The following is a 14,036-nucleotide window of genomic DNA, read 5'->3' as shown; positions in this document are numbered from 1 at the left end:
GCTCCCGCCGGTTATCTGTTTGATGGGCCCCACTGCCTCAGGCAAGACCGAGCTGGCTCTGCATCTGGCGGATCACTTGCCGTGCGAACTGGTCAGTGTTGATTCCGCACTGGTCTATCGCGGTATGGATATTGGCACAGCCAAGCCGGACGCAGCGACCCTGGCGGCGTATCCGCATCACCTGGTAGATATTCTGGATCCGGCTGAGGCCTATTCGGCGGCCCAGTTTCGCGACGATGCAGTTGAGTTGCTGGCTGCCATCACCAGGCGTGGCCGCATTCCGTTACTGGTGGGCGGTACCATGCTGTATTTCAAGGCGCTGGCTGGTGGGCTGGCCCAGATGCCATCAGCTGATCCAGTTGTTCGGCAACGCATCACCGACATGGCGTCGCAACAGGGGTGGCCGGCAGTGCATGCCGAGCTGGCCAGAGTCGACCCATTGGCTGGTGCGCGCATCCATCCTAATGATCCCCAGCGTATCCAGCGTGCCTACGAAGTGTATCTGATCTCGGGCGTACCACTGAGTGTCTGGCATGCTCGCCAGGCGCAAGAAAAAGCCGAAGCGGGCGCGCCCGCGGGACAGAAATTACCCTATACTATGCACCACATGGCGATCGCTCCCGCAGAGCGTCATGTGCTCCATGAACGCATTGCACAGCGTTTTGCTTCAATGCTTGAACAGGGTTTCGTGCAGGAAGTCGAAACACTGTATGCAAGGGGAGATCTCGATCCGACGATGCCGTCCGTACGAGCCGTAGGCTATCGGCAAGTATGGGATTTTCTGGAAGGCAAGTTGTCCTATCAGGAAATGGCTGAACGTGGAGTTATCGCTACCCGGCAGTTGGCCAAGCGACAGTTCACCTGGTTGCGCGGATGGGATGCCGAAATCGAATGGCTTGATAGCCTGGATCCAAAAAGATTCGGGACGGCCTTGAAACGTCTGGAGCGGATCACAATATAGTTCTCAGATGTTCTGCTAACCTTGTTTTGCAGTCATAAGGATACTGCCTGCTCGTCTTAGGGATAATGGACAGGCCGGCAAAAAACGCATTTAAATGCTCAAGAAGCCTTCGAACATTATCAGAGGCTTCATAAAAAACGGTTCCCATTAAGGAGTGAGGCAATGTCAAAAGGGCATTCACTACAAGACCCTTACCTGAACGTTCTACGCAAGGAACGTGTTCCGGTATCAATCTATCTTGTAAACGGTATCAAGCTGCAGGGGCAGATCGAATCTTTCGATCAGTTCGTGATTCTGTTGAAGAACACTGTCAGCCAGATGGTTTACAAGCATGCCATTTCGACCGTCGTGCCGGGACGTCCGGTGCGGTTACCGGTCCAGGCCACGGGCGATGAGGCTGAAGCTGGCAATCCTTGATAATCGCGGAGGCCTGATTGTTTTTTGAACGCCATGAAGGGGGTGAGCGAGCTGTTCTCGTTCATCTCGAAGGCATGGACGAGTCCAGCCGGGAAGATCCGCAGGAGTTTCTTGAGCTGGTCGCGTCTGCTGGAGCGGATATAGTCGCTTTCCTTACGGTTAACCGGTTTCAGCCAAGCCCACGTTTTCTCGTTGGCGCCGGAAAGGTAGACGAACTACGCGAGCTGGTCGCTAGCCATGAAGGCGATCTCGTCATCTTTAATCACACTCTTTCACCCAGTCAAGAACGTAACCTCGAGCGCGAGCTGCAATGTCGTGTAGTCGACCGTACCGGGCTGATTCTTGATATCTTCGCGCAGCGCGCACGAACCCATGAGGGTAAGTTGCAGGTCGAGCTGGCCCAGCTGGATCACCTCAGTACGCGCCTGGTAAGAGGCTGGACGCACCTTGAGCGCCAAAAGGGCGGTATTGGCCTGCGAGGCCCGGGTGAAACGCAACTTGAAACCGACCGTCGGCTGCTTCGCGGACGAATCAAGCAGATCTCTCAGCGTCTCGAAAAAGTCCGTAGTCAGCGCGAGCAGGCGCGGCGGTCACGTCAGCGTGCAGAGATACCGGTGGTTTCTCTGGTCGGTTATACCAACGCTGGCAAGTCCACGCTGTTCAATGTCCTAACCGAATCCAGCGTGTTCGCTGCGAATCAGCTGTTCGCAACGCTCGACCCGACTCTGCGCCGGATCGAGCTGCCCGAAATTGGGCCGGTGATTCTGGCTGATACGGTAGGCTTCATCAGGCATCTGCCGCATAAGCTGGTTGAAGCCTTTCGCGCCACCCTGGAGGAGTCCAGTCAGGCCGATTTGCTGTTGCATGTGATCGACGCGGCGGACGACGAACGCGCCTCTCACATCGAGCAGGTCCATCTGGTTCTGAACGAAATCGGCGCGCTGGAACTGCCGATTCTTGAGATATACAACAAGATCGATTTGCTGGACACCTTTGAGCCGCAGATTCAGCGCGACGAGCAGGGCAAGCCGGTGCGTGTATGGATTTCCGCCCAGAGCGGTGAGGGCCTTGAGCTGGTTGCTCAGGCGATTGCCGAGCGGTTGGGTGAAGACATGATGCAGGAATGGTTGCTGCTCGAGCATGCGGAAGCGCGGTTGCGCGCGCAGTTCTACGATGCAGGCGCCGTCCTCGGTGAGCGTGTCGCAGAGGATGGTCGCCAGCAGCTCGAAGTTCGGCTTCCGCGTAGCGATTTCAACCGCTTACTGAAGCGCGAGGGCTGGCAGATGGACGAATTTCTCAAGCAACACACTCTGCAATAATGCTTCTGGCAGTGGTTCGCGCTGCCATTGGCTTTTGCGGTAAGATTGCCCGGATCCGCGTCGTGCATGCATGACTTCGCGACGTAACGTTTCAAACAACGGAGAACGCTATGGCCTGGAATGAGCCTGGTGGTGGTAACAATTCGAATAACCAGGATCCCTGGGGGAGTGGCGGAAACCGGGGCGGTAATCGCGGCGGTAAGCAGGGTCCCCCGGATCTGGATGAAGCGCTGAAGAAACTTCAGGATAGCCTCAACAAGATGTTCGGTGGCAAGAAAGGCGGGGGCGACCGCGGCAAGGGGACTGGCGGTGGCGCTGGTGTCCCGAAGGGCATGTGGATCGTCGCGGGTCTGATTGTTCTTGCTGTCTGGTTGTTCAACGCCGTGTACATGGTGGACGAGCAGGAGCAGGCGATTGTTCTACGTTTCGGTGATTACCACCGTACCGTTGAGTCGGGTCTGCATCTGTATTTCCCTCCGTTCGAGCGCAAGTTCCAGCGTAACGTGACTCAGGTTCGGTCGTATCGTCAGCAAGGACAGATGCTGACCGAAGATGAAAACATCGTGGAAGTACCGCTGGCTGTGCAGTACCGCATCTCGAATCTGGAAAACTTCGTATTGATGAATGAGGATCCCGAGACCAGTCTGCGTCACGCAACTGAAAGTGCGTTGCGCCATGTGGTGGGCTCGACATCGATGCATCAGGTGCTGACAGAAGGTCGTGAGCAGATGGCGGTAGAGACCACTGAACGTCTGCAGCGCTATCTTGATCTGTACAACACCGGTATCACAGTAGTGCAGGTGAACATCGAAAGTGCGCAGGCTCCGGCCGAAGTACAGGATGCTTTCGACGACGTGATCCGCGCACGAGAGGACGAGGTTCGCGAGCGTAACCAGGCGGAATCCTATGCCAACGGCGTAATTCCTGAAGCGCGCGGTCAGGCCCAGCGGCTTCTGGAAGAAGCCAGCGGTTACCGTGACGAAGTGGTTGCCCGTGCACTCGGTGAGGCTGAGCGCTTCAATTTGCTGGTTGCCCAGTATCAGCAGTCCCCGGAAGTCATGCGCGAGCGTATGTACCTTGAGACCATGCAGGACGTATTGAGCAATACCAGCAAGGTGCTGGTGTCGGGCGGTGAGGGCAGCAACAATCTGCTGTACCTGCCGCTGGACAAGCTGATGCAGCAGGGTGGGTCCGGATCGGGCGGGTCGTCGTCGGGTTCGTCCAGTTATTCATCTGGCAGTGATGCTTCCACGCGGACGCCAGTGCAGTTGCCGCCACGCGATCCGCGCGCTAGGGAGACTCGTTAATGACTAACAAGTCGATGTTTGGCCTGATTACCGCACTCGTAGTGCTGGTGGTAGCCTGGAACAGTTTTTTCGTAGTCAGCCAGATCGAGAGGGGTTTGGTGCTGCAGTTCGGTAAGGTGGTCAAGGCTGACCTGGAGCCGGGGCTGCACTTCAAATTACCGTTCGTGCAGGATGTTAAAAAGTTCGATGCACGGCTGCTGACGCTTGATACAGCTACCCAGCGTTTTCTGACTCTGGAGAAGAAAGCGTTAATGGTCGATTCCTACGCTAAATGGCGGGTTGCGGACGTTCAGCGTTACTACACGTCCACATCCGGGCTGCGTACGCTGGCCGAGGAGCGTTTGTCGCGCCAGTTGGAATCGGGATTGCGTAACGAGGTGGCCCGCCGGACGCTGCATGAGGTGGTATCCGGAGAGCGCGATCAGCTCATGGCTGATATCACTGAGTCGTTGAATACCAGCGCACAGCGGGAATTGGGAATCGAAGTGCTGGACGTGCGGGTCAAGGCAATGGACCTACCGCGTGAGGTAAACCGCAGCGTATTCGAACGGATGAGTACCGAGCGTGAGCGGGAAGCCCGTGAGCACCGCGCCAAGGGTCGCGAGCTGGGTGAAGGGATTCGCGCTGATGCCGATCGCCAGCATCGGGTTATTCTGGCAGAGGCGTTCCGTGAAGCTGAAGAGATCCGCGGTGATGGTGATGCGCAAGCGGCGGCGATCTATGCCGAGGCGTATAACAAGGATCCTGAGTTCTTTTCTTTCTACCGTAGCTTGCAGGCTTATCGTCAGAGCTTTTCTGGCAAGTCGGATATCCTTGTTCTGGATCCGGAGAGCGAGTTCTTCCAGTACTTGCAGCGGGCGCAGGCTCGCTGATGCAGGCCCGGCCACACTCGCTATGTTGCGAGTGTGGCCGGCTAAAAACATGCTACAATCGCGCAGCCGGGCCAGCCCGGCTTTTTTGTGACCAGCGCTCTGCTGGTTGTGGTCTGAAAAGGCCGGTCATCAAGGATGCAGGGTTTGTTGCTAGGCTTTGCGACAGCAGTGTGTTCGATGCTCATTGTTGAAGGCATGATGCCCTTTCTGGCGCCGGCGCGCTGGAAACAGCTGCTGGTCAGTCTCGCCCAGCTTACTGGTCGCCAGGTCAGGATTGCAGGTCTGGTGAGCATGTTGATCGGAACCGCATGTCTGTACCTGCTTCGCTAGCACGTACCGGCGTCCACTGCGAAAGTAATAAGGTTGTGAAAATGCCTACTGTTGATCGTTGGCTGTTGCCCGACGGGATAGAAGAGGTGCTGCCGGAAGAGGCTGCACGCATCGAGACCGCCCGCCGTCAATTGCTGGATCTGTTTGCCAGCTGGGGTTATGACCTGGTCATTACCCCGCATATCGAATACCTCGAATCCCTGCTTACCGGCGCCGGGCATGACCTGGATCTGCAAACCTTCAAAATGACCGACCAGTTGTCCGGGCGCATGCTTGGCCTGCGTGCCGATATCACGCCGCAGGTCGCCCGTATCGACGCCCATACTCTGGGTGCTGAAGGCGTCAGTCGCCTGTGTTACTGCGGCAGTGTGCTGCATACGCGTCCCCGGGCACTTTCGACGTCCCGTAGCCTGATCCAGCTCGGTGCAGAGCTTTATGGCAATGCATCCTGCGCAAGTGACATAGAAGTTATCTCTCTGATGCTTGAAACCCTGGCCGCCTGTCAGGTCGAGGGTGTGCATCTCGACATTGGCCATGTGGGTATCTATCGAGGATTGGTGCAGGCTGCCGGGCTCGACACGGCCGTGGAAAGTGCGCTGTTCAACGCCTTGCAGCGCAAGGCTGTGGATGAGGTCAGAGAAATCACGGCGGGGCTTGAGCAGTCCTCCGTCGCCGCCATGCTGTCCAGTCTGGTTGAGTTGTCGGGCGGGGTGGAGGTGCTTGAGCGGGCCCATGTGTTGTTGGATGGGGCGCCGGAGTCAGTCATGGCTGCGCTGGATGATCTCGCAGAGCTTGCCCAGACGCTTAAACAGCGGTACCCCGCAATTCCCTTGTATTTCGATCTGGGTGAGCTGCGCGGTTACCACTATCACACAGGCGTCGCCTTTGCAGCTTTTTTACCCGGTGTTGGCCAGAGCATTGCCCAGGGCGGCCGGTATGACGATATCGGCAAGGATTTTGGCAGAGCCAGGCCGGCGACCGGCTTTTCCACAGATCTCAAATTTCTGGTTGAACGCGGTGCGATCAGCAATCGCCGCACGGCCGGGATCTGGGCGCCGTTTACCGACAAGACGGGACTGCAGGAAGAGGTTGTTAAGCTTCGGCGTCAGGGCGAGCGCGTAATAGTCGCGTTGCCCGGTCAGCTTGAAGGCGATGCTGCTGAATATGGCTGTGACCGGATTCTGCGTTATGCAGAAAGCGGTTGGCAGGTCTGCGAACTTTAATTCGATCTACGGCCTGCCAGGCCGCCACTTACAAACGAGGCTAGAGCTGAACATGGGTAAGAATGTTGTCATCCTGGGCACCCAATGGGGTGATGAGGGTAAAGGCAAGATAGTTGATCTGCTAACGGACCAGGTAGCGGCCGTAGTCCGCTATCAGGGCGGGCACAACGCAGGTCACACCCTGGTCATCGATGGCGAGAAAACCGTACTGCATCTGATTCCGTCAGGCATCCTGCGGGAAAACGTCACCTGCTTCATCGGTAACGGCGTCGTGCTGTCTCCTGAAGCGCTGCTCAAGGAGCTGGGCGAGCTGGAGGCGAAAGGGGTTCCGGTGCGTGATCGCCTGCGAATCAGCCCGGCCTGTCCATTGATTCTCCCCTACCACGTAGCGCTGGATCAGGCGCGTGAAAAGGCGCGCGGCGAGGCGAAGATCGGCACTACCGGGCGCGGCATCGGTCCGGCATATGAGGACAAGGTTTCGCGGCGCGGGCTGCGTGTCGCGGACCTGTTCAACCGCGAGCGCTTCGCCGCCAAGCTGGGTGAAGTGCTGGAGTATCACAACTTCGCCCTTCAGCATTACTACAAGGTAGAGCCGGTTGATTTCCAGAAAACCCTGGATGAAGCCATGGGCTATGCCGAGTGGCTCAAGCCGCTAATGACCGACGTCACCGCGCGTTTGCACGAGTTGCGTCGTGAAGGGGCCAATATCATGTTTGAAGGCGCTCAGGGCTCGCTGCTCGATATTGACCACGGTACCTATCCCTATGTCACCAGCTCCAATACCACAGCGGGCGGCACTGCTACTGGATCGGGATTCGGCCCTCTTTATCTGGACTACGTGCTGGGTATTACCAAAGCCTATACAACGCGCGTCGGCTCAGGTCCGTTCCCGACAGAGCTGTTTGATGCAACAGGCGCCCGTCTTGCCGAGCGTGGACATGAATTCGGTTCAACAACTGGGCGTGCTCGCCGTTGTGGTTGGTTCGACGCGGTGATCCTGCGTCGCGCCATCGAAATCAACAGCATCAGCGGTCTGTGCCTGACCAAACTTGACGTGCTCGACGGGCTGGAAACTATCCGGATCTGCGTGGGCTACCGTAATGCCGATGGTGCTGTAATTGAGGCGCCAACTGATGCAGACAGCTATCTCGGGCTGGAGCCGGTATACGAGGATGTGCCTGGCTGGAGCGATTCGACCCTTGGTGTGAAGACGCTGGACGATTTGCCTGCCAATGCGCGTGCCTACATCGCCCGGATCGAAGAGCTTGTTGGTGCGCCAATCGATCTGGTTTCGACTGGCCCGGACCGTCACGAGACCATCATTCAACGGCAGATTTTCTGAGTTGAGGACGATAGCGTCCCGGTTCGGATCGAGCGTCTGAATGGATTTACGGAAAGCCCGCACAAATGCGGGCTTTTTCGTTTATGAGCGTGATGGTTGTATGCGGGGAAGCGAGGGAGCTGATTGCAGGCGTTGAATCCGGACCCGGCCTATGCGCACGGATCTTAGGTGCCGGCAGCAAATAGCAGGCATAAAAAAACCGGACATTGTCCGGTTTTTTAAATTGGTGCCCAGGAGAAGACTCGAACTTCCACGGCCTTGCGGCCACTAGCACCTGAAGCTAGCGTGTCTACCAATTTCACCACCTGGGCGCATCATCGACATCGAATGCTAAGCTGAACCTTGGGTTCGTTCTTGCCAGCCGTTGTCGTGTTGACGGCGCGAATAATACGAAGCCTTGAATGGTCTGTAAACCCCTGTTTGCAAAAATAATTGTAGATCGACGGAAACAGGTGCATGTGAAGCCGATTCGCGGTTCAATAGGTGCCTATGACTAAAAAGACCAAACCCCAAGACCCGGCTTCCTTGCCGGGCACTGCTTCACGTTCGGGCTCCGGACCCACCGATTGGATCAATCAGGATCCCGCAGCACAGCGCGAAGCCGAGAAATATGACAACCCGATACCGAGCCGCGAACTGATTCTTCAGTTATTGGAAGAGCGCGGAGCGCCTGCGACCCGCGCGCAGTTGCAACAGGAATTCGGGCTGGACGATGAAGATGCCATTGAGGCGTTGCGCCGCCGGCTGCGCGCCATGGAGCGTGATGGCCAGCTGATCTATACGCGCCGGGGCGCGTATGCGCCGGTGGACAAGCTGGACCTGATCCGCGGCCGCGTACAGGGTCACCGCGACGGTTTTGGCTTCCTGGTACCGGAAGATGGTGGTGATGACCTGTTCCTTGGGCCCGCACAGATGCGTCTGGTGTTCGATGGAGATCGGGCACTTGCGCGGGTTACCGGCGTTGACCGTCGTGGCCGTAGCGAAGGTGCCATCGTCGAAGTCATCGAGCGCGCCCATGAAGTGCTGGTCGGCCGTTATTACGTCGAGAACGGCATCGGCTATGTGGTGGCTGATAATGCCAAGATCAACCAGGAAGTGCTGATTCCGCCGGGCCTGGATGGTGGCGCGGAGCATGGTCAGTACGCCGAGGTGCGCATCACCCAATGGCCGGCGATTCATCGTCAGGCGCAGGGCGAGATCATCGAAGTGGTTGGCGATTACATGGCGCCTGGCGTTGAAGTTGAAGTGGCGCTGCGTAGCTACGACATCCCGAGTGTGTGGCCGCAGGCTGTACTGGATGAGGCAGAAAGCCTCAGCGACACCGTTGCCGAGAAAGACAAGCAGAAACGCGTGGATCTCAGGCATCTGCCGCTGGTAACCATCGACGGCGAGGATGCCCGTGACTTCGATGACGCCATCTATGCCGAGCCGTACAAGGCTAGTGGCTGGAGGTTGTTCTCCGGGGGCTGGAAGCTTTACGTCGCGATCGCTGACGTATCTCACTACGTACCGCTCGGGTCGGCGCTGGACCAGGAGGCTGAGCTACGTGGTACCTCCGTGTATTTCCCCAGCGAAGTAATTCCCATGCTGCCGGAGGCTATCTCGAATGGTCTCTGTTCATTGATGCCGAACGTCGACCGTCTCGCCATGGTGTGCGAGATGACGGTATCGAAGAGCGGCGAGCTGACAGACTTTCAATTCTACGAAGCCGTCATTCACTCCCATGCCCGGCTGACCTACAACAAGGTCTCCTCGATGCTGGAGCATCCTCGAAGCAAGGAGGGCAGGGCGCTAAGCGAGGAATACGCTGAAGTGCTGCCACACCTGAAAAACCTGTATGACCTATACAAGGCGCTGGCCAAGGCGAGGCAGGGGCGTGGGGCTATCGATTTCGAAACAACCGAAACGCGCATCATTTTTGGCGAGAATCGCAAGATAGCGGAGATTCGGCCAACCACGCGTAACGATGCGCACAAAATAGTCGAAGAGAGCATGTTGTGCGCTAACGTGGCCACTGCGCGCTTTATGCAAGAGTTGGAAGTACCTTCCTTGTATCGGGTTCACGATTCACCGAAACCCGAGAAGATTGAACGGCTGCGCGAGTTTCTGGCATCAATGGGTATTACATTGAGCCGCAAGAATGCTGATCCGACGCCGGAAGACTACAGTGCTGTGTTACAGAAAGTGCAAGGCCGTCCGGATGCGCAGCTGATTCAGACCGTGATGCTGCGGTCGCTCAGTCAGGCTGTGTACAGCCCGAATAATGCCGGACATTTCGGTTTGAACTACGAGGCGTACACGCACTTCACTTCGCCGATTCGCCGTTATCCCGACCTGTTGGTTCACCGTGCAATCCGGAGTGTGGTGCGTTCACGCAAGAAAACCGACCGGGTCAAGCGCTGCGGTGCGCCGGCTGTGGCCAAAGCTGCGATTTATCCCTATGACCATCAGGCATTGGAGCAACTTGGCGAGCAGTGCTCGCAGAACGAGCGGCGTGCGGACGAGGCGACCCGCGATGTGGTCAGCTGGCTCAAGTGCGAGTTCATGCAGGACCGGGTAGGCGATAGCTTCGACGGGCTGGTCACCGCTGTCACTGGCTTCGGTCTGTTCGTGGAGCTGACCGATTTCTATGTCGAGGGTCTGGTGCACATAACTGCACTGCCGGCCGACTATTACAATTTTGATGCGGTGCACCATCGTCTAACGGGGGAGCGCTCGGGTAGAACATTCCGTCTCGGGGACTCTGTCCGCGTACAGGTTGCCCGCGTGGACCTGGATGACCGCAAGATCGATTTCGAAATGGCCAAGGATCAGCCGGCAACGGTTGGCGGCGCTGATGTGCAAGCGAGTCGGGCAGCACGTAGCAAGCTGATGAAGGATGCTAAAGGCGCTGCTGCGAGTAATGGCAAACCCCGTGACAAGGGCGGCAAGTCAAAAGCACCACGTGCACCGGAGAAGCGCGCCGCGCGTGCGGCCGAGCGTAAATCCGTTCGCAGCAAGGGTGAGAGCAAGCCTGCATCCGCCCCGCAGAGTGTGCGTCCGCCGCGTAAGCGCAAGGCCCGGCCAGAGTAAAGGTTAGATAGCGAATGAGCGATAAGGAATACGTGTATGGGCTGCATGCGGTAAGCGCAATGCTGCAGCACGCACCAAAACGGGTTAAGCAGTTGCATCTGGTGCGCGGCCGGATCGATTCCCGCATGCAGGAAGTGCTGGATCTTGCGCAGCAGCAGAAAGTGGCTGTGCAGCATGTCCCGTCGGACGAGCTGGACAAACTGGCCGATGGCGGCGTGCACCAGGGTGTGATTGCGGCCGTGACCCCCAGTCAGCTGTGGTCCGAGGAGATGCTTGGGCACATGCTGGATGCGCTCGAAGGGGTGCCGCTATTGCTCGTTCTTGACGGGGTGACCGATCCGCATAACCTTGGTGCATGTCTGCGCAGCGCCGATGCGGCGGGCGCGCACGCCGTGATCATTCCGCGAGATCGCTCAGCCAGTTTGTCACCGACCGTGCGCAAGGTGGCGTGTGGCGCGGCTGAAACGGTTCCGCTGGTGGCAGTGACGAATCTTGCACGCACCTTGAAGCAGTTGCAGCAGCGTGGTCTGTGGGTGGTGGGTGCTGCAGGGGAGGCCGAGCAACTGCTGTACCAGGTCGATCTGAAGGTTCCCAGTGTGATCGTCATGGGCGCTGAAGGCAGCGGCATGCGCCGCCTCACCCGCGAACATTGCGATTACCTGGCCAAGCTGCCGATGGCGGGTGCAGTCAGCAGCCTGAACGTCTCGGTCGCTGCTGGCGTCTGCCTGTTCGAGGCCGTACGACAGAGAGCGCAGGCAAGCTAGATGTTCATCAACGCCCGACCAGACTCCCTGCGGGGAGGCGTCGGGTTCTGAGGATGCCTGGTCAGTATCACCCGACACCCTTCGGCGTATGGCTTTCCTTGCAGCTTCGCGCCGCCCGCTGCGTTCCCCTTGCTACTTCCCTCTGCCTTCCCTAGAATAGCCGCCCCAAACTAGAGTTCTACTCCTTGCCAGACCATTTGGGTGGCTGGCTACAACCCGTAAGGAGCACCAATGCGTCATTACGAAATCGTATTTCTGGTTCATCCGGATCAGAGCGAGCAGGTTAACGCGATGGTCGAGCGTTACACCAAGCTGATCGAAGAAGACGGTGGCAAGATTCACCGCCTGGAAGACTGGGGCCGCCGTCAACTGGCTTACCCAATCGACAAGATCCACAAAGCCCATTACATCCTGATGAACGTTGAGTGCAGCGCCAAGGCACTGGATGAGCTGACCGAGAACTTCCGTTACAACGACGCCGTGATTCGTAACATGGTTATCCGTCGTGACGAGGCCGTTACCGAACAGTCCGACATGATGAAGCCCGAAGATACGCGTGGCGGTGATCGTGGGGAGCGCAGTGATCGTGGCGATCGCGGTGAGCGTCGTGAGCGTCGTGACGACAACGAGTCGGACGATCGTAACGCTGATAATGAAAGCCGCGACACCGATGACGGTGACGACGAGTAATTTCTTTTCGGTCCCAATTTCAGATTCCAAGGAGACGCTGCCATGGCACGTTTTTTCCGTCGTAGAAAGTTCTGCCGTTTCACTGCAGAAAACGTAAAAGAGATCGACTACAAAGATCTCAACACCCTGAAGGCCTATGTCACTGAAACCGGCAAGATCGTACCTAGCCGTATAACCGGTACCAAGGCCAGATACCAGCGTCAGTTGGCTGTTGCCATCAAGCGCGCCCGTTATCTCGCCCTGCTGCCGTTTACCGACAGTCACGGTCGTTGATCAGAGCTGAAAACATGTAATCAGGGGTACTGAATCAGCATGCGCGGTCTGGCTGAATACATCATGCGTGGTAGCAAGCAGGCCACTTTGGTGGTGGCTGTAACCGCCGCAATACCGCTGCTGTTCTGGTTCAGTGCCGCAGCCCTGGCGCTGGTTATCCTGCGCCGCGGTTTGAATGACGCCCTGTCTGTATTGATATGGGGCATTTTGCCGGCTCTGGCATGGGCAGCAATGGGTGATTTAGCTCCCTTGCTGGTGATGTCAGGAAGCGCATCACTCGCGGTATTGTTACGGCAACGTAACGACTGGGCTGTGGTGGTGCTGGCGGCAGTCCCCCTGGGGGTGCTTTTTTCCGTAGTGCTGCAGACGGTACTCAATGAGCCGTTGGCGGCTCTCGCCGCGCAGATTCGGGAGATGTTGCCCGAGATGCTGGCGGGAATGAACGGATCGCTTGATGAGGCTGGTATGGCTCATCTCGAGGCGCTTCTGGTTCCGGTGCTCGCAGGGCTGATGGGTGCGGTACATGCGGTCATGGCATTGGTCAGTCTGATGATTGGCAGATCCTGGCAGGCGCGGCTGTACAATCCGGGCGGGTTTCGCGACGAGTTCCACCGGCTGCGGTTGTCCCCATGGGTTGCCATCGCATTGTTGGTGTTGACCGTTCTGGGACCGCAGTGGCCTGCGTTGGCCATTGTTGCGCCGGTAGCCAGCATTCCTTTGCTGCTGGCCGGTCTGGCACTGATGCACGGTGTGGTTGGGATCAAGAAACTGGGTACTGTCTGGCTGGTGGGGCTGTACGCGATGTTCGTTTTCGTCGCCCAGTTCGTTTACCCCCTGATTATGTTTTTAGCGTTTGTTGATAGCTTGTTCGATTTTCGCTCCCGCCTGCAGGCGCCTGACGGCCCGGCAGGGGATTGAGTTGAACAGCCAAGGTTGAATTTCAAGAGGTCATCGTTATGGAAGTTATCCTGCTCGAAAAGATCGCGAATCTGGGTAATCTGGGCGACAAGGTCGCTGTTAAAGCAGGTTACGCTCGCAATTTCCTGTTGCCGTTCGGTAAGGCAACCCCGGCTAATGCCGCTAACATCGAAGCCTTTGAAGCGCGTCGCGCCGAACTGGAAAAGATCGCTGCCGAGCGTAAAGCTGAAGCTGACGCGCGCGCCGAGAAACTGGCAGAGCTGACCGTGACCATCACGGCCAACGCTGGCGAAGAAGGCAAGCTGTTTGGTTCTATCGGTACCCGCGACATCGCTGATGCCGTGACCGCCGCTGGCGTCGAAATCGAGAAAAGCGAAGTTCGCTTGCCAGAAGGCCCGCTGCGTAACGTCGGCACCTTTGATATCGCTGTGCACCTGCACACTGATGTCGAAACAACGGTCAAGCTGGAAGTCGTTGCCGGCTAACGGGACCTTCCCGGACTGCCGAGCTGCTTTACATCATCGTTGTGCAGCCGATTGTGCCGCTGA

14 protein-coding genes and 1 tRNA gene are annotated in these 14,036 nt (G+C 57.6%); 14 read left to right on the top strand and 1 reads right to left on the bottom strand.

The window, feature by feature from the left end; genetic code table 11:
• Positions 1-22: 22 nt before the first annotated feature.
• The 8 genes from miaA (at position 23) to HG264_RS08665 (ending at position 7,771) form a co-directional block, all read left to right on the top strand.
• Complete coding sequence (gene miaA / locus HG264_RS08700) at positions 23-961, top strand: tRNA (adenosine(37)-N6)-dimethylallyltransferase MiaA (RefSeq protein WP_256663852.1); 939 nt, start codon at positions 23-25, stop codon at positions 959-961.
• A 162-nt stretch (positions 962-1,123) separates the two neighbouring features.
• Positions 1,124-1,378, top strand: coding sequence for an RNA chaperone Hfq (gene hfq / locus HG264_RS08695; RefSeq protein WP_150299616.1), 255 nt, complete (start codon positions 1,124-1,126; stop codon positions 1,376-1,378).
• 17 nt (positions 1,379-1,395) lie between these two features.
• Positions 1,396-2,697, top strand: a complete 1,302-nt coding sequence (hflX, locus tag HG264_RS08690) for a ribosome rescue GTPase HflX (protein WP_169407287.1) — start codon at positions 1,396-1,398, stop codon at positions 2,695-2,697.
• A 110-nt stretch (positions 2,698-2,807) separates the two neighbouring features.
• A complete protein-coding gene (gene hflK / locus HG264_RS08685) occupies positions 2,808-4,004 on the top strand; it encodes an FtsH protease activity modulator HflK (protein ID WP_169407286.1) in 1,197 nt (398 codons plus the stop codon).
• The gene (hflC, locus tag HG264_RS08680) at positions 4,004-4,876 is read left to right on the top strand and encodes a protease modulator HflC (RefSeq protein WP_169407285.1); all 873 of its coding nucleotides are present in this window, start codon (positions 4,004-4,006) and stop codon (positions 4,874-4,876) included. The genes hflK and hflC overlap by 1 nt, the downstream gene beginning before the upstream one ends.
• A 135-nt stretch (positions 4,877-5,011) precedes the next feature.
• Positions 5,012-5,206, top strand: coding sequence for a DUF2065 domain-containing protein (locus HG264_RS08675; protein ID WP_169407284.1), 195 nt, complete (start codon positions 5,012-5,014; stop codon positions 5,204-5,206).
• 41 nt (positions 5,207-5,247) lie between these two features.
• Positions 5,248-6,429 carry an ATP phosphoribosyltransferase regulatory subunit gene (locus HG264_RS08670; protein WP_169407283.1) on the top strand — a complete coding sequence of 394 codons (1,182 nt, stop codon included), beginning with the start codon at positions 5,248-5,250 and terminating at the stop codon, positions 6,427-6,429.
• A gap of 52 nt (positions 6,430-6,481) precedes the next feature.
• Complete coding sequence (locus HG264_RS08665) at positions 6,482-7,771, top strand: adenylosuccinate synthase (RefSeq protein WP_169407282.1); 1,290 nt, start codon at positions 6,482-6,484, stop codon at positions 7,769-7,771.
• Positions 7,772-7,995: 224 nt separating this feature from the next.
• On the opposite strand, the gene HG264_RS08660 is transcribed toward HG264_RS08665, so the two are convergent.
• A tRNA-Leu gene (locus HG264_RS08660) sits at positions 7,996-8,082 on the bottom strand.
• A gap of 178 nt (positions 8,083-8,260) precedes the next feature.
• On the opposite strand from HG264_RS08660, the gene rnr reads away from it, so the two are divergent.
• The 6 genes from rnr to rplI all read left to right on the top strand — a co-directional run bounded on the left by rnr (position 8,261) and on the right by rplI (position 13,973).
• Entirely contained in the window at positions 8,261-10,843 is a 2,583-nt protein-coding gene (rnr, locus tag HG264_RS08655) for a ribonuclease R (RefSeq protein WP_169407281.1), read from the top strand.
• A 14-nt stretch (positions 10,844-10,857) separates the two neighbouring features.
• Positions 10,858-11,607, top strand: coding sequence for a 23S rRNA (guanosine(2251)-2'-O)-methyltransferase RlmB (rlmB, locus tag HG264_RS08650; protein ID WP_169407280.1), 750 nt, complete (start codon positions 10,858-10,860; stop codon positions 11,605-11,607).
• Between the two features lie 231 nt (positions 11,608-11,838).
• A complete protein-coding gene (rpsF, locus tag HG264_RS08645) occupies positions 11,839-12,297 on the top strand; it encodes a 30S ribosomal protein S6 (RefSeq protein WP_150299625.1) in 459 nt (152 codons plus the stop codon).
• 42 nt (positions 12,298-12,339) lie between these two features.
• Positions 12,340-12,570, top strand: a complete 231-nt coding sequence (rpsR, locus tag HG264_RS08640) for a 30S ribosomal protein S18 (RefSeq protein WP_150299626.1) — start codon at positions 12,340-12,342, stop codon at positions 12,568-12,570.
• Between the two features lie 39 nt (positions 12,571-12,609).
• Positions 12,610-13,488, top strand: coding sequence for a hypothetical protein (locus HG264_RS08635; RefSeq protein ID WP_169407279.1), 879 nt, complete (start codon positions 12,610-12,612; stop codon positions 13,486-13,488).
• Positions 13,489-13,526: 38 nt separating this feature from the next.
• On the top strand, positions 13,527-13,973 hold the full coding sequence (rplI, locus tag HG264_RS08630) for a 50S ribosomal protein L9 (protein ID WP_169407278.1): 447 nt from the start codon (positions 13,527-13,529) through the stop codon (positions 13,971-13,973).
• Positions 13,974-14,036 lie beyond the last annotated feature (63 nt).

Origin of the sequence: Pseudomonas sp. gcc21 (assembly GCF_012844345.1) — a bacterium.
Lineage (GTDB): Bacteria > Pseudomonadota > Gammaproteobacteria > Pseudomonadales > Pseudomonadaceae > Halopseudomonas.
This window is presented reverse-complemented; position numbering and strand designations above follow the sequence as displayed.